This window comes from Microcoleus sp. LEGE 07076 (genome assembly GCF_015207455.1).
Classification (GTDB): Bacteria; Cyanobacteriota; Cyanobacteriia; order Cyanobacteriales; family Microcoleaceae; genus Microcoleus.
Genome location: NZ_JADEWV010000079.1, coordinates 1 through 20,722, shown reverse-complemented (window position 1 = coordinate 20,722; position 20,722 = coordinate 1). Strand labels below are relative to the sequence as shown.

Below are 20,722 nucleotides of genomic sequence, written 5' to 3'. Positions count from 1 at the left end.
ATCTTGCAACAGTTATGAGTTTTTGGTTTGTTTCCTGAAAGACTTTCCGCACCGGTGCGTCGCCATGAGATAGTCGCTTTTTTTGATAATTTAAGGGTAGCGACGCACCCTACAGCTACTGTTGCATGATTTTTTAGAATTAGTATTACCCAAAAAGTTCCCGGTAGGGACACCGCACCTTGCCCTCTTGAGTGTCAACTTAAGGCTGAAACCCTTGATAAATCTGGGTTTTATCCCAAGTCTAGATCCCCCTAAATCCCCCTTAAGAAGGGGACTGTCGATCCGACTCTTGTCCCCCCCTTCTTAAGGGGGGCTAGGGGGGATCTAAATTTAATAGTCAAACAGCAGTCTATAACTGGGTTTGAGCTTAAGTTGATACCTATGGGCACGGTGCCGTGTCCCTACAAGGGCTACATATAGAGGTTCTGCTTACTTAGCTTGACAATAGGTTTCATAAACCCCGTCAAGCAGTAAATTGAAAGCAAAAGTTGCTTTTTGGGCGGCTAACAGCGCTTCCTGTTGTGCTTCTTCAGTTTCACAAAGCTGTAGTAGCGCTTCGCGGGTGGCTTGCGAGTGGAACTCGTCGGCTTTTTCGTGGACTTGAAAGAAGGACAAAGCTGCTTCGGAATCGATGCCGTAAAATTCCTGCAAACCTGCAATTTTGGTTGTAGAAACTTCGGGGATTTGCGCTTCGTAAGCGTAGAGGGCGGCTAAACCTTTGGCGGGAGATTCGCTGCGGGCTAAGTCTTTGAGAATGCGGACGGATTCGGTGGTTTTTTCTAAGTGTTCGCGTGAGAGAACTGCGTTTCTGTCTAAACCCAAACCTTCGGCAAAGCGCAGCCACAATTCTGGATGATTTGCAGCGCCTCGCTCTTCTTCTATCAGGTTTTCGAGCAGCATTTGACGAATTTTGATGTCGTCGCAGGCGGCGTGGGTAGCGCTGACGTAGGTGGGGAAGTTGTGGACTTGCAGGTAGTATTCTTGGGCGTACTCTTGCAGCATTGCGAGGTCGAGTTTGCCTTCGTTCCACATTTGGTAGAACGGGTGTTTCAGCAGGTGGTTTTGGTCGAGAATGCTGTTGAGTTGTTCGAGAAATTGCTGTTGGGTCATAATGTCGATCGCCCTTAAGGATAGTGCAGCCACTAAAATGTTACAGTAATCTAGGATTTTGTAAAGATCGATTTTTCAATTGTGTAGGTTGTTGCAAGACTGGTGCGATCGCCCGCCCCGTCAACTTACAGCCGCCCGAGCCCTTTAGCGCGCATAGATTTTGACCAAACCAGCAATTCGCCTCCACAGCCGCCGCCGACGAGAAATTGACCGTCGGGATGCCATGCGAGACTGGAAAAACCGCCCTCTGCACCTTCGAGAATTTGCAGCAATTGTTCTGCTTCGTACCACAAACAAACTTGACCGTCTGCGGCTGCGGAAGCTAATAGAAATGTGTTTGGTTGAAAGGCGATCGCATTTACCACATTTTCATGAACTTCTAAGGCTAAACCTTCCCAACCGACATTTTCATCAGCTTGTTTTTCCCATACGGAAATGTTTCCCGAACTAGAAGCAGCTAATAAAGGTGCGCCCGATAAAGTATTTTGATTCGACCAAGCTAGCTGTCGAACTTTACCCGGAAAACCCTCCATTACCCAAGGTTCAGAATTACCCCATTCATTAACAATTAGGGTGTTGTCCATATTGCCGCAAGCTAAATATTGCCCTGACGTATCCCAAGAAACTGCATTTGTTACAGACGGTACTGATAAAATGTGCGGGTCTTCATCCCAGTCTTCGCCGTTCCAAACTTTAACGCCTTGATAGCCGCTAACTGCCAGATATTTAACCACAGGATTCCATGCTAAATCTAGCACTGAAGACGAGTCAAAATTCAGCGTTATTTCCACAATATCATCGTCAGCATTCCAGACTTGAACGTAGCGCCCCATACTGAAAGCTAACTGATTGCAGTTGGGACTCCAAGCTAATTTGTCAACCCAGACGCGCTGGTTATCCAAATTAGCAATTAATTCCCCAGAATTGACCCGCCAAATTCTCACTTTTCCGTCTTGTCCGCCCGCAGCTACGAATTGACTGTCAAAGGAAAAAGACAAGCAATCTGTTGATTTTCCTGTAGCAGTTTGCAGCGGTTGCAAGGACAATTCATTAATCGCCCCTACTTTTACCAGCATCACTTCGCCAGCGGCGGAACAGACTCCTAAAGTTGCGCCGTCCGGCGACCAAATAACAACAGTTACATAGTCAGACAACATTTCTTTAGCGTGAATTTCCAGGGTTTGTTCACTTTTATTTGTCTTTTTGTTACCCATATTTATTGAATCTGAGATGTGGCACTATTCTGAAGAACAGGTTCTCCGGCCCGTTCCACAAGAGATGAACTTTATTCTTGTATAATAGGTATCTTGGAACAGGCTTCTAGCCGGTTATTTTCGGGCTCTTTGGCCCGCTCCACCAGAGATGAATTTTCTTTATTGTGGAACAGGCATCTGGCCTGTTCGTTCCACCAGAGATGAATTTTCTTTTTGTGGAACAGGCATCTGGCCTGTTCCTAAAACGCTGATTAAAAATGCTGCAAGATGTCAGTTAAACCAAACACCGACGGAAATCCTCTCGCAATTGAGTTTCGTTTAAGTTGCGGCCGATGAATACAAGCTCATTTTTAGGAGTTTCCGTGGCTTTCCAAGGTCTATCCGGTCTGCCGTCGAACAGCATATGCACTCCTTGAAAAACAAATCGGTTGTTTTCTCCAGCCATATTCAAAATGCCTTTTGTCCGAAAGATATTTGGGCCTTGAGTTCGCAACAATTCCTCAATCCAATCGCTAAATTTGTTGCCATCAATAGCGCCGGATTCTACTATTGCTACGGAAGTAACTGTTTCATCGTGTTCGTGAGCGTGTTCGCCCAAAAAGTCGGGTTCGATTTCTAATGCCCGGTTCAAATCAAATGCTTTGACGCCCAACAAAGCATCCATTTCTAATTCAGCGTTGCGGGTGCGGTGAATTTTTGCCATTGCATTCATGGCGCGAATTCGCTTTTCTAGGTCTGCCAATTCTTCCTCACTCACTAAATCTGTTTTGTTGAGCAAAACTACGTCAGCAAAGGCAATTTGTTCTTGAGCTTCGTCAGCGTCCCAGTGCTGCTGGATGTGCTTGGCATCAACTACGGTGACAACTGCATCTAGCAGCAATTTGTCCCGCATATCTTCATCTACAAAAAATGTTTGAATTACGGGTGCCGGGTCGGCTAAACCTGTGGTTTCGATGACTATGTGGTCGAATTTGTCTCGCCGCTTCATTAAGTTGCCGATAATCCGAATTAAGTCGCCTCGAACTGTACAGCAAATGCAGCCGTTGTTCATCTCAAAAATTTCTTCGTCTGCATCAATTATCAGTTGGTTGTCGATGCCTACTTCGCCGAATTCGTTGACGATAACTGCAACTTTTTTGCCGTGTTCTTGTGTTAAAATGCGGTTGAGTAGCGTAGTTTTGCCTGCACCAAGATAGCCTGTGAGAACGGTAACAGGAACTGATTCGATCGCCCCAGCAGTCACCATACTTGACCTCGTTTGTTGTACAATGATAACCATTATCGCTATTGTACACCAGACAAGCTGGTAGTAGCAAGAAGATTAAAAAATTTTAATAAATAGTTCGCTGGAGACTTTAAGGGCGGGTTTTACCAAAAATAGAAAAAATAATACTTGTGGGCTATCATAAATTAATCTATACATTTAATCTAAAAAACACCATGACTCAGCTATCAGAAAAGCGAAAAGCACTGCGGGGTAGAATCTCTCCCGAACAAACTATACCGCCGGAAGAATTAGCAAGGCGCAAAGCAGAAAAAACTAAACTCCGTTTACGCGGTCGAGCAATATTTGAGCGAATTAGCCCGGAACTGATCGGCGAGCATTATAATTGGTTTATTGCGATCGAGCCGGATAGTGAAGAGTATTTGGTTGACCCCAAACTGTTAGGAATTTGCCAAAAAATCAAAAAACAGTATGGCGGTCAGAATGCGATGTTAAAAATGTTTCGCCTCAATGAAACAGGAACTTGTGGCAGTATATGATATCAGGTGGGTTTGGGGAACGATCGCCCTTGATGACAAAAAGCGATCGCCCGGATTAAACTACAAGAATGACTGTATCTTAGCAGAGTCGAGTTCTCGACCGATAAACACTAATTTGGTTTGCCGAAGTTCCGAAGGTTGCCAAGGGCGATCGTAAAAATATTCGATCCTATCTCCTACTCCCTGCAACACCATCCGCATCGGCTTCTTGGGAACCGCCACAAACCCCTTAATCCGATAGATTTCTTCCTGCTGCATCAAGGCTTTCAGCTTTTTCACCAAAGCTTCCGGTTCAAATTCGCGATCGGCAATCAAGAAAGTAGAGTTAATATCATCATCATGTTCGTGTTCCTCTTCCGTGTCGTGGTGACTCGGGCGGGACTCCAAATCATCCTCAACCGCCGCATTAAATCCCAACAGCACATCGGGGTTAATTTCGCCACCCTTGCAAGGGACAATCTTCACACTCGGGCGCAACTCTTGCTGCAACCAAGTATGAACTTTTTGCTGAGTTTCCGCATCCACGCGATCGACCTTCGTTAACAGTACCATATCGGCACAGGCCAACTGGTCTTCAAACAATTCCTCGATCGGTGTTTCGTGATCCAAACTATCATCAGCCTGCCGCTGCGCCATCAAAGCATCGATATCACCGACAAAATTACCGCTAGCAATAGCTTCGCAATCCACAACAGCAACCACACCATCTACGGTAGCACCAGTACGAATTTCCGGCCAGCGAAAAGCTTGAATCAAAGGCTTAGGAAGTGCCAGGCCAGAAGTCTCAATTAAGATACAATCAATTTTGTCTTTGCGCTTCAACAACTCCTGCATAGTCGGCAAAAATTCCTCTTGAACAGTACAGCAAAGACAACCATTTGTCAGTTCAACAATATTGCTGCTAGCATTTTCTTCTTCATCGCAAACTTGGCAATCGCGCAGGAGTTCTCCATCAATTCCGATTTCGCCAAATTCGTTAACTAAAACTGCAATGCGGCGCCCTTGATTGTTTTGCAATAAATGGCGAATAGCAGTAGTTTTGCCGCTACCGAGAAAACCAGTGATCACCGTAACAGGAATTTTGTGCATTGAATTATTTTCAGGTTGAGAATTATGGTCAAGATCCCCCCTAACCCCCCTTAAGAAAGGGGGAAGAGGGTTCAAAGTCTGTTTTAAACAGGAAGAAACTCGAAATGCTCAAAGTCCCCCTTCTTAAGGGGGATTTAGGGGGATCTAGGCTTTGAGTAAAAGCTAGAATTTATCGCCTCATCTTATCTCTAATTCCCCAGCGGTGGAATTTTAGCCAAAACGCCTTTTTTCAAAGCTTGAGGACGCTCAGACCAAGGCAACAAACCATCCGGTTTAGCATAGTATTGACTCGCGCATTCAAGTACAGCCTTGGTAGTTTCTGGATCGTTTGCAGGCAAATCACCAAACAAATAAGTGTACTTTCCAGCAGCAGCAAAAGACACCGCACAAGAGTGACTGCAAGCACTCATGCACTCAACTTCTTGAATCTCAAATTTTTCAGAAAACTCCCAATTCTTAGCAAGTTGTGATAAATCTTCCATGAATTGTTGACCGCCGCTTTTGCCTTGGCGCTTGCCGTCTTTCCAAACACTAGCGCAAGCAGTGCAAACCAAAAGACAGTGTTTTGTGCGTACAACCGTGTTACGTTTAGTTCCATTCATCATCCATACCTCGTAGATGCGTTCAAAAGTGAGTTAGATATCGGCGGGCATTCTGACTTGAGAGGCGAAGGACTCAAGTCCTTACTACGAACCTCTTTACAGTTGCGGGACAGCGCCGGACTTGCACCGAACTTTCCCCGTTTCCTCTAGCGGCTGCTCCCCGCTAGAACCGATCGCGAATTCAAATCCTATCACACTTGCCGCCCTTTCCGAAAAAAGTTATCTTGGTAAAAGCAAGTTTTAATATTAACCCACATAAATTAACCCGGTTCGTAGTAAGGACTTTAGTCCTTCTTAAATAACGGCTAAAGGACTGAAGTCCGAACGATCAAACCTTATGAACGCTTTTCCCGACTTTTCCACACATGGCTATCAAGTAACCCGCGAACTCGGATACAACAGTTTGGGCGGCCGCGTTACCTATCTCGCCACAAAAATTAACACCACAAACTCCGTTGTGATTAAGCAATTTCAATTCGCCCAATTAGGTGCTAGTTGGACAGAATACGAAGCTTACGAACAGGAAATCAAAGTGCTGGAAAGTTTGGATTTTCCTGGAATTCCCCGCTATCTCGATGCTTTCGGGACTGACAGCGGATTTTGCATGGTACAGGAATACAAAAATGCCGAAAGTGCGATCGCTCATAATTTTTCGCCACCGGATATTAAACAAATTGCGATCGCCACTTTAGAAATTCTAGCTTACCTGCAATCCCAAAAACCGCCCGTAATTCACCGCGACATCAAACCGGAAAACTTGTTAATCGATGACGAGTTAAATGTCTACTTAGTAGACTTCGGTTTTGCCCGCTTGGGAGGCGGAAACATCGCCGCCAGCAGCGTTGTCAAAGGCACGATGGGATTCATGCCGCCGGAGCAAATGTTTAACCGGGAATTAACAGAAGCATCGGATCTTTACGGCTTGGGCGCGACGCTGATTTGTTTGTTGACTGGTACAAAATCTGTGGATGTCGGCAACTTGATCGATGACAATTATGGCATTCATTTTCGGCATTTAGTACCGCCCTTGCAGCAGGGTTGGATGAACTGGTTGGAAACAATGGTAGCGCCGAGAATTCAAGATAGATACAAGTCGGCTGCTGATGCTTTGACGGCTTTGAGGTCTCTTGATGTTAGCCGCTTGCCGAAAGTGAGACTTGAGCGCGACCGGCTGGAATTAGTCGCCACAGAATATGGAGATATAATAATAGGAGTAATCGAAATTAGCAACCCAATTCCAGATACAATGCTTGCGGGCAGATGGGAAGTTGCGCCACATCCCAACGACCCGCCACACACGCCTTACGACCACCCTTGGATCTCATCTGAACCCCAGAAACTTGAGAGCAATAATGTTGCTTGCAAAATTGTAGTTGATACCAAACAATTGTTGGCAAGTCAAGCTTATGAGCGCTATATAATCTTGCATACTAATTCCGAACCCGACACTTATAAACTCAAAATTAAAGTCACAACAGCTCCCCTCCCCATACCTGAAATAACTACTTTATTATCTAAGGGCAGCCTGATTTTTATGTGCTGCTTAGTCTTATTCGGCTTTCTCTTGAATACGGGCGACGCCTATGACATTGCTTTCGGTATTATTGCGAGCTTAGTCTATGGATTTGCAGTTGCTGAAATCACACTCTTAGCAGAATCACATGGAAAGGAAACAAGTTGGCTAGGAGGAGTATTGGGATCGCTAATAGGATTAACTTTATATTTTTTTTGTGATGTATGGTTTTATTCAAGTTATTGGTTTACCCAAATCGAACAATACAATTCTATCAATTGCTGCCTCGCTCTTGATGGTAATTGCGCTGATATTCTTTAGTTTATGTGGAGCTGCACTTGGAAGTATGATGAATAGGGGTTTGGCTATAACTCTGGCTGTTATCGTGCAATTTTTATTATTGGCATTGCTTATTCTCGGGGCAATGATCGAGGGTGAGGGTTCCTTGGCACCATTTTTTATTTTGCTAACCAATTTCTGTTGCATGATAGTTTATACGATTTTTCATAATCCGATCGACGAGCAGACTACCCTGAGAAGCATTATTAACAGACGTCGTAAAAAAATAGCTTTTCTCACTGCCGGATTTTGTACTAGCTTGGGAGTAGTATTTCGACTGTTTTTAAACGTTGTCGCTCAACGAGAATGGGTTGAACCAATGGAAATAGTGGCTGTAGGAGGAGCGACAATCGCCTCTTTAGCTGTCACTGCTATTCCATTACTTGAGATGATTGTTTTTAAGCCGAATAGAATTATTGCTAATTATCGCAAATTACAAGCAAGTTTAATTAAACCTTAAAGAATTGCTCGCTTGTTTTACTGAGTTATTGAGGACTGAAGTTTTTACTACAAACATTTTTGTAACTGAAGTTATTATTACGAAGCTATGAATGATTTTCCTGACTTTTCCAATTACGGCTATCAAATAACTCGCGAACTCGGACACAATCGCGCGGGCGGCAGAGTTACCTATCTCGCTACCGAAATTAATACTAAACGTTCCGTTGTTGTCAAACAATTTCAATTTGCCCAGACTGGCGCTAATTGGGCGGAATATCAAGCTTACGAAAAAGAAATTCAGATTTTGCGAGCACTCGATAACCCTAATATTCCTCGCTATTTAGATTCTTTCCAAACTGCATCGGGTTTCTGCATGGTACAGGAATACAAAGATGCCAATTCCCTCGCAACTTCGCGCCAGCAAACACCGCAACAAACCAAGCAAATTGCTATTTCTGTTTTAGAAATACTTAAATACCTGCAAAATCGGGTGCCGCCCGTTATTCACCGAGATTTGAAGCCGGAAAATATCTTGGTTGATGACAGGATGAATGTCAGCCTTGTCGATTTCGGATTTGCTAGAATTGGTGGGGGAGAAGTCGCCGCCAGCAGCGTTGTCAAAGGCACCTTGGGCTTTATGCCGCCAGAGCAAATGTTCAACCGCCAGCTAACTGTTGCATCGGATTTATACAGCCTCGGCGCGACGCTAATTTGCTTGCTAATCGGCATCAATTCTACCGAAATTGGCAGCTTGATGGACGATACGGGGCGGATTAATTTTAAACATCGCTTACTGCAGCTAACTCCAGAATTTCTTGATTGGCTGCAAAAAATGGTGGAACCCAATTTCAAACACCGCTATCCTTCCGCAGATGCCGCCCTAAATGCTTTGATTCCCCTTGAGGTAGTTCAGCAGCCTAAAAAGTCAAAACTTGCACTGATATCAATCGGAGTGTTGACAGCAAGCGCTGCTATTTTACTCGCGTTTATCCTGAAATCTCCTGAAACTCAACAAGTAGTTAAATCCCAACCAGAAACCAGCAAACCGAATTTAAAACCTGTGACTCAAGTGATGTTAACTAGCGAACTAAAATCGGAAAAAATTATAGATTTTGTGTCATTAGAAAAAACACAAAAAGTCTATTTTTATGTCAGTGTTAGTAACTTGTCAAAGGGAGAATATCAAGGTATTTGTAAGTTATTTAACCCTCAAGGAAAATTGGTAGCCCAGGGTCAATCTCGTTTAATAACAACGGCAAATAGAGTGAAAAGTTGGTGCGGGTACAACTTTAAACAATATGAGAAGCCTGGGAATTGGAAGTTTGAGTTTTATTTAGACAATCAAAGAATGGCCCAAAATAGTGTAAAGGTATTACCTTAAAATATTTGTATAGGGCGGGCAGTCAGTTTTTGTGCCGTCAAAAGTTGGCTGAATCGGATAGCTTGGATACCCCTCAATTAACGGCTCGCTTTCGCAGATGACCGAAATTGTTGTTAGTTGATTGCCAACATCTTTTTTGAAAGCAAATACTGCTCCTCTGTATACTGCGCCGTACCTTGTGCCTTCCCATTCTTCACCTATAGGTATAGCAATCACTACGCTCGCGCTTTCAACTTGTGCTGGTTCGCGCTTATTCTCCAAGATTTGAACTGGGTTCATTGATGATGACATAATTTTGTACTTATAGTTATTTGTGGAGTTCACTTTGATACCCAACCCGTCCAGGGAATCACTAAATTTGTTATTTTTTGCATAGTAAGCTTGCTGCGCTTCATTGATCGAAGTAATATCTTGTTTCACTTGTGGCCATCGCGCACTACTTGAGATTTTAATAGTGTTGAGTTTAAAATTGTAAAAAGATGCTAGTATGCCAGCCATAAAACCGCTGTAAATTAAACTCCGTACCACCAGACTGGATACTGAAAATAGGGATTTTTTATTTGTTTTATCTATATCTGTTGACATTTTTTTGCTTTCAGGAGGTAAACTTGCCAAGCTTGTAGGGTGCGCCACAAGCACCCTACGAATTACAAATTATTATGCTGTTTCGTGCTTCCGCCATGCGGGATGCCACAGCAATTCAGCAGTCGATCGCTTCTCGACCATTTCCTTGGTAATCATACAGTTAGCAACATCCTTGCGAGAAGGCAACTCGTACATCACATCCAGCATTAACTCCTCCAAAATGCTGCGGAGAGCTCTCGCGCCGGTTTTGCGGCGGTAGGCCTCCTGGGCGATCGCCCGCAGCGCATCCGGCTCAAATTCCAACTCCACACTATCCATCTTCAACAGCTTCTGATACTGCTTCACCAGCGCATTTCGGGGCTCAGTCAAAATCTGCATCAAAGCCGCCTCATCCAGCGGCGAAATCACCGTCACCACCGGAATCCGCCCCACAAACTCAGGAATCAAACCAAACTTAACCAAATCATCCGGCTGTACCTGCTGCAAAATATCAGCAGTCCGCTTGTCCTTCGCCGGCAAAGTTGAGTTGTTGTCGCTTTCTGTTGGCTGAATAAAGCCCAAAGATTTTTTACCCAAACGCTGTTCAACTATTTTTTCCAAACCGACAAAAGCACCGCCGCAAATAAATAGAATCTTGCTCGTGTCAACTTGAATAAAATCTTGGTAAGGATGTTTGCGGCCGCCTTGTGGGGGCACGTTAACTACTGTTCCTTCCAACATTTTTAGTAGCGCTTGCTGCACTCCTTCTCCCGATACATCTCTGGTGATCGAAGTGTTTTCGCTTTTGCGAGCAATCTTGTCAATTTCATCAATATAAATAATCCCGCGCTGTGCGGCTTCCACATCAAAATCCGACATTTGTAACAGTCGCAGCAAGATATTTTCTACATCGTCGCCGACATATCCAGCTTCTGTCAGCGTCGTCGCATCGGCTACCGCAAACGGGACTTCGAGCATTTGCGCCAAACTTTGGGCTAACAAGGTTTTGCCGCAGCCTGTAGGCCCGACTAGCATGATGTTGGATTTTTGCAGTTCCACATCGCTTTCGGAAGGTTTGGCGCTGTCTTTGGCTTGGTCTACGCTCAACCGCTTGTAATGGTTGTAAACTGCTACAGAAAGGACTTTTTTGGCTGAATGCTGCCCGATGACGTGGTTGTCTAAATGCTGTTTAATGTCAGTGGGTTTGGGAATTTGAGCTAAAGTTATTTTGGTTTTGTTCGATCGACTCTGGCGTTTCGTTCCTTGTCCCTGAGACTCTCGCACCTCTGACTGGGGAATCTGTTGACCAATTGTTTTGCTGGAGTCAAAGAACTCCTCTTCTAAAATTTCATTGCACAGTTCCACGCATTCATCGCAAATGTAGACGCCGGGCCCAGCTATTAACTTGCGGACGTACTCCTGCGACTTACCGCAAAAGGAGCATCTGAGATGGGAGTCATATTTTGACGACATATTTGCCTCTTACTTTAGGGTTGCGGTTGCTTGTTTTGACTGGGGAAGTTGCGGCGGGAGCGATCGATTCTTTGCCCTACAGAGGTTTCCCGCATCGAACACCCAAGCCAGTTTGTTGATTTTTGGTTAAAAAACAATTGAAGAATGAGAGATTTTCTACATAGAAAAAATTTGGATCGGGAACAGGAGTCTCAAGCTTTGAACCATCGCGACTTAAGTCGGAGACTTGTCTCGGTTTTTTTGTCCGGTCAAGCTTCGCTGACTCTTTTTCTAAGTTAACACTTTTGAGGTCTCAGTCATTAGTCAACAGTCCTGCGACCAGATTCTTAATTGTTAATTTTTGTTGGCAGCAAACCGGGAGCGGCTTACCATTTTTTGTATGGCAAAAATTTTCCTGACATAATTATTTTTACTCGATCGCCTTTTGGATCTGCTTCTTTCTCCACATCTAAAGTAAAGTCGATCGCGCTCATAATCCCGTCACCAAATTTTTCATGGATCACTGCTTTGAGCGGCATTCCGTACACCTGCATAATTTCATAGAAGCGATAAATTAGCGGATCTACCGGAACCGCAGCATCCAAAGAACCTTTTAACGGAGGCTCGCTCAGCACCGCAGCCGTCTCCCTGTCTAGTCCCAAGGCCGAGACAATTTTCTCTGCTTCCTCTACCGATGCCGTCGCTTGACGGTAAATAACTGCGGCAATCCAAACTTCGTCGCGACCCAAAAGTTTTTCCAATTCGGCCAAACTAATTCCTTTAGCTTTTTTAGCCGCCAAAAGCTTTTCTGTAATTTCAGAAATTGCCATTAAATATTCTCCAACTCACTGCGGTGCTAGATGTGAAATTATTCTCACAATTTGGCAAGTTTGTCAATAGCAAACTGAAAAAAAAACTGAATTGATAACTCGGAACTTCAGCAAAAGCTGGTCTCGTCAACTGCCACAACTGGCAACAGATCGACGCTCGCAAAATAACTCATAAATTCCCTGGGGGAATGCTAGAGTTGGCACTAGATGCAGTGCAGCTTGCACGCACAAAAGGATTGGGCAACAGGCGATCGGCAGAAATTAGATCGCGACCGCCTGACGCGCGGGTGGCTAGCTACCGCAGCCACAGCTTATTTACCGCTCACAACTGACAACTGAACAAAAGTATGGAGATTCAGACCAAAGATTATACCATCGATTACGATCGCGCTACCCAAACAGTCACCTGCTGCGGCTCGTTCCGGCTCAGTCAGGCCCAAGAATACGCGCCGATCGTCCAACTGCTCAACTTCGTTGCTGACTCCAGCCCAAACTACTTTAGACTTGCGAAAGCTAGAATTCTTAAATAGTTAGGGAATCAATATATTCTCAAAATTTGTGCTCAAAGTGCGCCAGCAAAAAAATATTCAAATCGCCATAAAAGGCTCTAAACAGATACCCTGGCAGGGAAAAGCCCTGAAGAACTTGCAGCGGCTGATGCCTGCGGTGCATTTAGAATTGGAATAGTTAATGGAAAAGCTCGATGTGAGTCCCGTCCCAAGTCCGAGAACCCGGATAGGGGGGACTTAAAGTCAATCAGAATAAGTCATAGTTAACTTAGCACCGAACCTTAAAAAACTTCAGAACCAAACTAAAAAATACCAACTGTCAATTGTTATGCAGGAAGAACCATCGAGAGAACAGCTACTTGTGGACGTTCAGCGGCTGAGTGCGGAACTTGAAAACTTGAAGGGCGAAAAAGCTGACCTAGAAATTTTGCTGGAGACTACCGCCGAACATTCGGATACGATGGAAGCTCACTTGCTCTATCAAGCTGATGTGGCACTGCGTTCGAGCGAAGAGCAGTTTCGGGCGATCGCCTCAGCAACTCCGGTTCCAGTATTGGTTTCTCGCCTCTGTGACGGCCTAATCCTGTATGCGAACTCTCAATTGGCTTCTCTGCTGAACATACCCCTAGCAGAATTGATCGGCTGCCGCACTCCAGACTTTTACTTCAACCCGGACGATCGCCCGCAGATACTCGAACTCATCGCCAAAGACGGATACCTGCAAAACTACGAACTCCAGTGCAAAAAGTCAGACGGTACTCCCTTCTGGGCAACGATCTCGGTTGAGTCCCTGCTGTTTAAAGGTGAACAGACAGCATTGTGCGCCTTGTACGACATGACGCACCGCAAGGAAGCAGAACAAACCCTCCAAGAAAGCGAAAAGCGACTCCGCCGCCAGAGTCTGGCTTTGTTGCGGCTCGGCCGGCAGAGGACTTTCAACAGCGGTGCGCTAAATGTGGGAATTCGCGAAATTACTGAGGCTGCGGCCCGCACTTTGGAAGTGGAAAAAGTCAGCGTCTGGCTTTACAACCATCTCAGATTTGGCAGCGGCTACTCGATCGAACCCCAGCTAAATTTTACCCGCAGAACGCTCGCCAACAACTTAACAGAGGCAATCGATACAGAGACGCCCGCCGGGCCGCAACACCCAGCTAGGGTCAATCATTCTAAGCCGAAACTCCACAGCCTCAGATTAGTTTGTCTCGACTTGTACGATCGCGCCAGCGACAATCATTTGAGCCACCAGTCCATATCAGCCGCCAGCGATTTAGAATTTTCATCAATCTTAGATGATGAAACAAATTTGTGCCGCTCACCTTCGGTAGCCCAACACTCCAGCGTGCTACCGAATCCCAGCAAACCAAATTCATCGATCTTGAATGTAGCAATTAGGCTCGGCGGCCAGATCGTGGGCATCCTTTCTTTGGAACATATCGGCGCGCCCCGCCAGTGGGTTCTGGAGGAACGCACCTTCGCCGATTCTTTGGCAAATTTGGTGGCGCTGGCGATCGAAGGATTTGAACGGCAGCGAGCTCAGGAAGCACTTTCCAAAGCCAAAGCTCAGCTAGAAATGACCGTCGATCGGCGCACCGCTCAACTCACCGCCGCCAACAAACTTCTCCGCATCGAAATTGCCGAGCGCAAAAGAACCGAAATAGCTTTGCAAGAAGCCTTACACAAAGCTGAAGCAGCTTCGAGAGCTAAAAGCACTTTTTTAGCCAATATGAGCCACGAACTGCGGACTCCACTCAACGCAATTATCGGTTACAGCGAAATGCTACAAGAAGACGCACTGGAATCGGGACTCGAAGACATCATACCCGATACCCAAAAAATTCGTAACGCAGGCAAACACTTGCTAACTTTAATTAACGATATTCTCGACCTTTCTAAAATAGAAGCAGGTCGAATGGAGCTTTACTTAGAAAATTTTGACATACAAAATTTAATCGAAGAAGTCGTTGCAACTTTGCACCCTTTGGTCGAGAAAAATCACAATCAATTGCAAGTTTCTTGCTCTGGAAATTTGGGAGTAATGTATGCAGATTTAACTAAAGTACGGCAAATTATGTTCAACTTGCTCTCGAATGCCTTGAAGTTTACCGAAGGTGGAACGGTGCTGCTGGGCGCGACTAGGGAACCTGCCGGCGGCAGCGATTGGGTCTATTTGCAGGTATCTGATACCGGGATTGGAATGTCTGCTGGGCAGCAGCAGAGTTTGTTTCAACCTTTTATGCAGGGCGATGCTTCGACTACTCGCAAGTACGGCGGCACCGGTTTGGGATTGACGATTAGCCGCTTGTTTTGTCAGATGATGGGTGGCGATATCACTCTTGAGAGTCAGTTGGGTGTTGGCTCTACTTTTACTGTTCAATTAAAGGCAAAAGTTGATATTAGTTAGAAGCAAAGAAGAAGTTCGGTAATATCAATTCCGGTTGCACTTTTGTTGGCTGTTGGCTGTTGACTGTTGGCTGTTGACTGTTGACTGTTGACTGTTGACTGTTGAGAGTTTGAACAATACCGATGCAGCCGGAAATGATATCAGATGCAAGAGAGAATAATTACCAATTACCAATTACCAATTCCCAATTCCCTGCGCGGGCCAATGACCAATTCCCTGCGCGGGCCAATTCCCAATTCCCCATTCCCCATTCCCGTTTGAATTGTGACACCGATCGCGATCGACTTCTGTTGCTCATCACACGCTAACATTTTTTCCCGGCCTAGAATACCTATATTATTCTAAACTTCTGCCCCAAGCAGGATCGATCGCCTGCCTGCATTCAAAAAGTCGCACCTCAGCCTGATTGAAGGGGGTGGGAGATTGCTAGTATACAGACAATTTGGTAAAAGTAATGCTATGGTCGCTAACCAGTAACAGGCAAAAGTTAACAGGAAATCAGGAATTGTCAAAGGTCTAAAGACGCAGAAACACGATCGGCCTCTTTTGCAAAATCAGGATGACCTTCAAACTACTGCCTCTACTGGCTTCATAGCAATGCCGCCTTCAACAGCGCGCAAGTTTTCAGAATCAAAGGAGTGCATCTACATGATTAAACCTTGCAGTCAACCGCTAAAAACAAATCCTTTCACTTGTCATCGCGATCCCGCTACAGGCAGGTGGACTACCGTAGTCCTAACAGTTGAGAACCCTTGCAAAACAGACTCTAGTTTGAAAGCAAAAGCCGAAAGCGAAAATGAAGGTAAAGCAGAAACAACTATTTCTGCTTCGTCGCCAATCTTGCTGCCCAACAAACCCCTTTCCTTCTCTTTGCCTCCGTTTAAAAAGCTGGCTAAAAAATCTGTTGTGACTCCTTGCCGATAGCAATTGCCCCTGGCACAATCTAGTTTCCACGGTTGCGCCCGGGCGATCGCCCAACCAAAAAACTTATCAATAGCATAAATTGCCAAAAAGCGATATACTGCCAGCAAACTTTCTCCTTCAATATCCGTGAAGTATTTGCTCGATCGCTTCGTCCAACTGATCTGGACAGACAGACCAATTCGCCAGCGGGGAACAGTCATCGTTGCTATCCCCCTGATTTGTCTGTTTACTTCGCTGATAGCAATTTCAGGACTCCGGGAGAAGACCATACAGATCAGAAAGCAAGCAAATACTAATAAGGAAATACTTCAGGAAACTAACCGCTTGTTAACAGCGGTGGTGGATGCAGAAACCGGAATTCGGGGTTACGGGTTGACGAAGCGACGCGAATTTCTAGAACCATACTTAGAAGCAAAAAAGAGTGTGCCTCGGCTGCTGGCTAAACTCCAGCTGATGATTGCAGAAAATAAGCCGCAATTTCAGGGATTTGAAGAAATTCAAAAAAGTACCGAACAACACATGAATTTGTTGCAAAATACTCTGAATAAGCTTGAGAGTTCGGCAATAACATTGGAGTCGCCGGGAAAAATTCAGGTATTGGTTCAAGGCAAATTGAAGATGGATCGGCTGCGCGAAAAAATTGGTGCGTTTGCTGGTGCCAACGAAGCTTATCAGAAAGTTCAAGAGCGACAAATACGGCAGTTGAGAGATTTCACTAATTACCTGCAAGTGGGTGGTTTGCTGGTCGGCTGTTTGGGTGCAGTGGCTTCCTGGTATTTATTTGATAGTTTAGACAACGAATTGAGGAAGCGGGAAGCTGGCTTGGAAGAAAGCAAAACCCGCATTCAAGCTGTGGTAGATAATGCGGCTGACGGGATTATCACTTTGGATGAACGGGGAAATATTGAGTCTTTTAATAGGGCAGCAGAAAATATTTTTGGTCGATCGACCAATCGCACAATTGGCTCGAACCTCCGCGGGCTGATAGCTCAACCTCCGCGGGACATCAGCGCTGCGGATTATTCGGTCGAATATTTTATGTTAAATCCCCACGCTAAGCTGAATACTTACCAGCAAGAAACAGTTGGAGTTCGCAGCGACGGAACCAAGTTTCCGATGGAGTTGGCCATCAGCGAAATGCGTCTGGCAAATCAACGATTGTTTATTGCAATTTGCCGCGATGTCAGAGGCCGGAAACAAACTGAGGAAACTCTTCGCAAGCAAGCGCAAATGCTGGATTTGGCGAACGATACGATCGCGCTACTAGACTTGAACGGAGAGATTTTTTATTGGAATTTGGGGGCGAAGTGGCTCTACGGGTGGCGGAAGTCGGAAGCAATAGAAAAAAATATTCACGAGCTTTTGCAAACAGAATGGACACAACCTTTGGAGGCAATTAAACAAGTGCTTTTTGAGCAGGGCTCTTGGCAAGGGGAACTAATGCGTACCAAGCAAGACGGCACAAAAATAACGGTTGCCAGCCGCTGGACTTTGCAGCGCGACGAGCAAGATCGACCCGTGGCTATTTTGGAAATTAGCAACGATATTAGCGATCGCAAACGCTCAGAAATTGCCTTAGCCCAAAGCGCCCAGCGGTTTCGTCATACTTTTGAACAAGCGGCAGTCGGCATGGCCCAAGCCACTGTAGAAGGCAAATTGGTGTTAGTCAATCAAAAACTTTGCGAAATTTTGGGCTACAGTCGCCAAGAATTGCTCCAAAAAAGATTTCAGGACATTACTTTGCCGGAAGATTTGGGAAAAGAACTGGAATTTTTGCGCCAGTTGTTAGCAGGAGAAATTGAAAATTACCATCTGGAAAAGCGCTACCTCCGCCAAGACGGAGAGTTGGTGTGGGCAAACTTGACAGTTTCGCTGCTGCGAGAACAAAATGGCAGTCAATTTTTGATGGGTGTGGTACAGGATATTAGGGAACGCAAACGAGCTGAGGAATCGCTCAGGTTGCGCGCTGAAGAATTGAATTGGATGGCGCAGTCGCTAGCTAAAACGACGAATGTTTTGAGAAAGCGGAATCAAGAATTAGACCAGTTTGCTTATGTAGTTTCTCACGATTTGAAAGCGCCGCTCCGGGCGATCGCCAATCTCAGCAGTTGGATAGAAGAAGACCTCAGCGACTCGATGACAGAGGATACTCTGCACCAAATGAACCTGCTGCGCGGCAGAGTTCACAGAATGGAAGGATTGATAGAGGGACTGCTGCAATATTCCCGCGTCGGGCGCATTCAAGTAGCTTCAGAAACCATAAAAGCTGAGAATTTATTAGCAGAAATTATTGATTCCTTGGCGCCGCCGTCGGGATTTGAGGTGAAAGTTGAACCGGGAATGCCAACTTTTGTGGCAGAAAGATTGCCGTTGCAGCAGGTTTTTGCTAATCTAATTAGCAACGCCATCAAGCATAATCGAGCTGAATCCGGTCACGTAAATATATCGGTTAAAGAGCTAGATGATTTTTATGAATTTTCAGTAGCCGATGACGGGCCGGGGATTGCTGCTCAATATCACGATAAAGTTTTTGTAATTTTTCAGACCTTGGAAGCTCGCGATAAAGTTGAAAATACTGGCATTGGTTTGTCGCTGGTGAAGAAAATTGTCGAAGGTCAAGGGGGCAGTATTTCGCTGGAGTCTGCGGTCGGTGAAGGAGCAACTTTTCGGTTTACTTGGCCGAAGCAACCTATTAGCAAAGAAGAAAAATAAAACAATTCTAAATGTAGGGTGTATGCCAGAGCAGTTTGATTAGAGCCCAAAATCAGGATTTTGTAGGGGTCGTGCCCCCGTGCCGACCCTAACCATCCACTGGATCGCAGCGGATTTCGATGATAAATCCGTCTGGATCGTAAAAGTAAATGCCGCGTCCTGTAGCGCGGGTGACGGGGCCGCTGTCGATCGCAATTTGATGAGACTTTAGCACTTCGATCGCGCGATCGAACAAATCCGACTCGATATCAAAAGCTAAGTGATTAGCGCGAGTAAAAGCCTTCTCAGGGTCAGGGTTTGGCGGTTCCAAGTCTGGCTGCCAAAACAAGTCAATTACAGTCCCATCTGGCGTGATGAAATTAGCCACTTTACCGGCAGCTACCATTTCTGTTAAACTTGCCGGAATTTCTGCGCCAGCCAGTTCCTGCAACCCCAGAATAGTACCGTAGAAGTGGCGGGAAGCATTCATATCTCGCACGTTTAAAGCGATATGGTGAACGCGGCGCAAATTCCCCGGCGCGAGGGTAATTTTGACTGTACTTTCTGTAGTTTGCATGATTGTCAATTGCCAATGTTATAGAACAAGTCATTAGTCATTAGTTATTAGTCATTAGTCATTAGTTATTAGTCATTAGTCATTGGTGATTAGGAAGAAAAAACAACAAACAATAAACAAGCAATCAAATCAAGGTTTTCTGAAATTAATAACTTCCTAAATTTTGGGGCGGTTGCTATAAAAATGAATCCTTTTAAATTTATTCAAATTTTGATGGTTAGGACTTCACTTTTTAGAGAAATTGGAGGACTGAAGTCCTCACTACGAACCAATTTTATTTATGTCAATTATAGCGGTTCGATCGCGTTGTGAGGTACGCCCCATGCTTTTATGCCCGATGCCCTGTTTGGCCAGCAGCACCTAATGTTTCTGAAAAATGATCTATTGTTACTTTTCTTTAGGAAACGATGCCATACCTACAAATAGCATTGCCAGCCCGCCTGCCAGAATTGCGAAGGCAAGTAAACCTACAACTAAATCTAATCCCGATGTATTGTCCATTAAATTAAACCGTTCTCCAATTAAATCCCATCACCGATATTTCTCAATTGCCGCTAACCGCAAACAATAGGGAAGAGAAGAAAAACCAGCTTTCAGAATTATAAAAAAAAAGCAAATTAACTTCTTATCCCTTCCCTCAAAATCACTTAAATTCCTTAAAAAATCAGTCGCCCAACTGCTTATTTTGCCAATTCTCGCTCAATGGCGGCGATCAGTTCAGGCGAATCTGGCCCCACGCTGCTGCGGAATCTGGCCACCACTTCACCTTGTTTGCTAACTAAGAATTTCTCAAAATTCCACGAAACCTCACCCTTGGGATCGGCGGCACTTGTAAGTGTAGCGTACAGCGGGTGCTGCTGGCTGCCTTTAGCGCGTACTTTGTCAAACAATTCAAAGCTGACACCGTATTTTGTCGTACAGAAATTGACAATTTCTGCGTTACTTCCCGGTTCTTGAGCTCCGAAGTCGTTGCAGGGAAATCCTAAAACCCTGAGTCCCGCAGCCCTGTATTTCTGGCTCAATTCTTCGAGTCCTTTGTATTGAGGTGTATAGCCGCATTGAGAAGCTACGTTTACTATCAAGAGTACCTGGCCAGCGTACTCTCCTAGCTGCTTGTCTGCGCCTGCGATTGTTTTTACTTTAATGTCGGAGATTGTGCTGGGCATTTTCAAATACTGCTAAATTTGACAACCACAATTTTACCGCTATTCGGTACAATTTTGGCGAGATGCCGATCGCTCAAAATTTATAGGTGTTGCTAGTTAAGGAATGAGAATTAAATAACTTACCATTTTTATTATTCTTGTGGGATGGGCTATAG

19 protein-coding genes, 1 pseudogene and 1 riboswitch are annotated in these 20,722 nt (G+C 45.0%); of the genes and pseudogenes, 8 read left to right on the top strand and 12 right to left on the bottom strand.

Features of this window, described 5'->3' with window-relative positions:
* Positions 1-429: 429 nt before the first annotated feature.
* From IQ270_RS14940 to IQ270_RS14930, 3 genes are all read right to left on the bottom strand, one after another.
* Positions 430-1,110: a CADD family putative folate metabolism protein gene (locus IQ270_RS14940; protein WP_193973973.1), complete on the bottom strand. Its 681-nt coding sequence runs from the start codon at positions 1,108-1,110 to the stop codon at positions 430-432.
* Between the two features lie 125 nt (positions 1,111-1,235).
* Complete coding sequence (locus IQ270_RS14935; RefSeq protein ID WP_193973961.1) at positions 1,236-2,324, bottom strand: WD40 repeat domain-containing protein; 1,089 nt, start codon at positions 2,322-2,324, stop codon at positions 1,236-1,238.
* Between the two features lie 274 nt (positions 2,325-2,598).
* The gene (locus IQ270_RS14930) at positions 2,599-3,570 is read right to left on the bottom strand and encodes a GTP-binding protein (RefSeq protein ID WP_193973972.1); all 972 of its coding nucleotides are present in this window, start codon (positions 3,568-3,570) and stop codon (positions 2,599-2,601) included.
* Positions 3,571-3,764: 194 nt separating this feature from the next.
* Between IQ270_RS14930 and IQ270_RS14925 the strand changes: the two genes are divergently transcribed.
* Positions 3,765-4,088 (top strand): hypothetical protein, encoded by a 324-nt coding sequence (locus IQ270_RS14925; protein WP_193973960.1) that lies wholly within the window; start codon positions 3,765-3,767, stop codon positions 4,086-4,088.
* Between the two features lie 60 nt (positions 4,089-4,148).
* On the opposite strand, the gene cobW is transcribed toward IQ270_RS14925, so the two are convergent.
* Both cobW and IQ270_RS14915 read right to left on the bottom strand, forming a co-directional pair.
* Positions 4,149-5,177 carry a cobalamin biosynthesis protein CobW gene (gene cobW / locus IQ270_RS14920; RefSeq protein ID WP_193973959.1) on the bottom strand — a complete coding sequence of 343 codons (1,029 nt, stop codon included), beginning with the start codon at positions 5,175-5,177 and terminating at the stop codon, positions 4,149-4,151.
* Between the two features lie 188 nt (positions 5,178-5,365).
* Positions 5,366-5,782, bottom strand: coding sequence for a DUF1636 domain-containing protein (locus IQ270_RS14915; protein ID WP_339384177.1), 417 nt, complete (start codon positions 5,780-5,782; stop codon positions 5,366-5,368).
* 21 nt (positions 5,783-5,803) lie between these two features.
* Positions 5,804-5,968, bottom strand: a riboswitch (cobalamin riboswitch).
* Between the two features lie 148 nt (positions 5,969-6,116).
* Here IQ270_RS14915 and IQ270_RS14910 point away from each other — a divergent pair.
* The 3 genes from IQ270_RS14910 (at position 6,117) to IQ270_RS14905 (ending at position 9,453) form a co-directional block, all read left to right on the top strand.
* Entirely contained in the window at positions 6,117-7,613 is a 1,497-nt protein-coding gene (locus IQ270_RS14910; protein WP_228056383.1) for a serine/threonine-protein kinase, read from the top strand.
* The gene (locus IQ270_RS31090; RefSeq protein ID WP_228056382.1) at positions 7,585-8,091 is read left to right on the top strand and encodes a hypothetical protein; all 507 of its coding nucleotides are present in this window, start codon (positions 7,585-7,587) and stop codon (positions 8,089-8,091) included. The genes IQ270_RS14910 and IQ270_RS31090 overlap by 29 nt, the downstream gene beginning before the upstream one ends.
* A gap of 87 nt (positions 8,092-8,178) precedes the next feature.
* On the top strand, positions 8,179-9,453 hold the full coding sequence (locus IQ270_RS14905; protein ID WP_193973958.1) for a serine/threonine-protein kinase: 1,275 nt from the start codon (positions 8,179-8,181) through the stop codon (positions 9,451-9,453).
* On the opposite strand, the gene IQ270_RS14900 is transcribed toward IQ270_RS14905, so the two are convergent.
* The 3 genes from IQ270_RS14900 to cynS all read right to left on the bottom strand — a co-directional run bounded on the left by IQ270_RS14900 (position 9,445) and on the right by cynS (position 12,299).
* Positions 9,445-10,086: a type IV pilin-like G/H family protein gene (locus IQ270_RS14900; RefSeq protein WP_339384175.1), complete on the bottom strand. Its 642-nt coding sequence runs from the start codon at positions 10,084-10,086 to the stop codon at positions 9,445-9,447. The two genes, IQ270_RS14905 and IQ270_RS14900, sit on opposite strands and share 9 nt — an antisense overlap.
* Before the next feature lie 24 nt (positions 10,087-10,110).
* Positions 10,111-11,490: an ATP-dependent protease ATP-binding subunit ClpX gene (gene clpX, locus IQ270_RS14895; protein ID WP_193973957.1), complete on the bottom strand. Its 1,380-nt coding sequence runs from the start codon at positions 11,488-11,490 to the stop codon at positions 10,111-10,113.
* 365 nt (positions 11,491-11,855) lie between these two features.
* Positions 11,856-12,299 carry a cyanase gene (cynS, locus tag IQ270_RS14890; RefSeq protein WP_193973956.1) on the bottom strand — a complete coding sequence of 148 codons (444 nt, stop codon included), beginning with the start codon at positions 12,297-12,299 and terminating at the stop codon, positions 11,856-11,858.
* A 188-nt stretch (positions 12,300-12,487) separates the two neighbouring features.
* On the opposite strand from cynS, the gene IQ270_RS14885 reads away from it, so the two are divergent.
* From IQ270_RS14885 to IQ270_RS14875, 3 genes and pseudogenes are all read left to right on the top strand, one after another.
* Positions 12,488-12,631, top strand: a complete 144-nt coding sequence (locus IQ270_RS14885; RefSeq protein ID WP_193973955.1) for a hypothetical protein — start codon at positions 12,488-12,490, stop codon at positions 12,629-12,631.
* Positions 12,632-12,646: 15 nt separating this feature from the next.
* A pseudogene (locus IQ270_RS14880) lies at positions 12,647-12,986 on the top strand (hypothetical protein).
* A 150-nt stretch (positions 12,987-13,136) separates the two neighbouring features.
* Positions 13,137-15,209 (top strand): PAS domain-containing sensor histidine kinase, encoded by a 2,073-nt coding sequence (locus IQ270_RS14875; protein ID WP_193973954.1) that lies wholly within the window; start codon positions 13,137-13,139, stop codon positions 15,207-15,209.
* A gap of 167 nt (positions 15,210-15,376) precedes the next feature.
* On the opposite strand, the gene IQ270_RS14870 is transcribed toward IQ270_RS14875, so the two are convergent.
* Together IQ270_RS14870 and IQ270_RS14865 are read right to left on the bottom strand one after the other, a co-directional pair.
* A complete protein-coding gene (locus IQ270_RS14870) occupies positions 15,377-15,520 on the bottom strand; it encodes a hypothetical protein (protein ID WP_193973953.1) in 144 nt (47 codons plus the stop codon).
* A 384-nt stretch (positions 15,521-15,904) separates the two neighbouring features.
* Positions 15,905-16,240 (bottom strand): hypothetical protein, encoded by a 336-nt coding sequence (locus IQ270_RS14865; RefSeq protein WP_193973952.1) that lies wholly within the window; start codon positions 16,238-16,240, stop codon positions 15,905-15,907.
* Positions 16,241-16,259: 19 nt separating this feature from the next.
* On the opposite strand from IQ270_RS14865, the gene IQ270_RS14860 reads away from it, so the two are divergent.
* Positions 16,260-18,845: a PAS domain S-box protein gene (locus tag IQ270_RS14860; protein ID WP_193973951.1), complete on the top strand. Its 2,586-nt coding sequence runs from the start codon at positions 16,260-16,262 to the stop codon at positions 18,843-18,845.
* A gap of 88 nt (positions 18,846-18,933) precedes the next feature.
* Here IQ270_RS14860 and IQ270_RS14855 read toward each other — a convergent pair whose 3' ends face one another.
* Complete coding sequence (locus tag IQ270_RS14855; RefSeq protein WP_193973950.1) at positions 18,934-19,401, bottom strand: VOC family protein; 468 nt, start codon at positions 19,399-19,401, stop codon at positions 18,934-18,936.
* A gap of 680 nt (positions 19,402-20,081) precedes the next feature.
* Positions 20,082-20,567 carry a glutathione peroxidase gene (locus tag IQ270_RS14850; RefSeq protein WP_193973949.1) on the bottom strand — a complete coding sequence of 162 codons (486 nt, stop codon included), beginning with the start codon at positions 20,565-20,567 and terminating at the stop codon, positions 20,082-20,084.
* Positions 20,568-20,722: the final 155 nt, after the last annotated feature.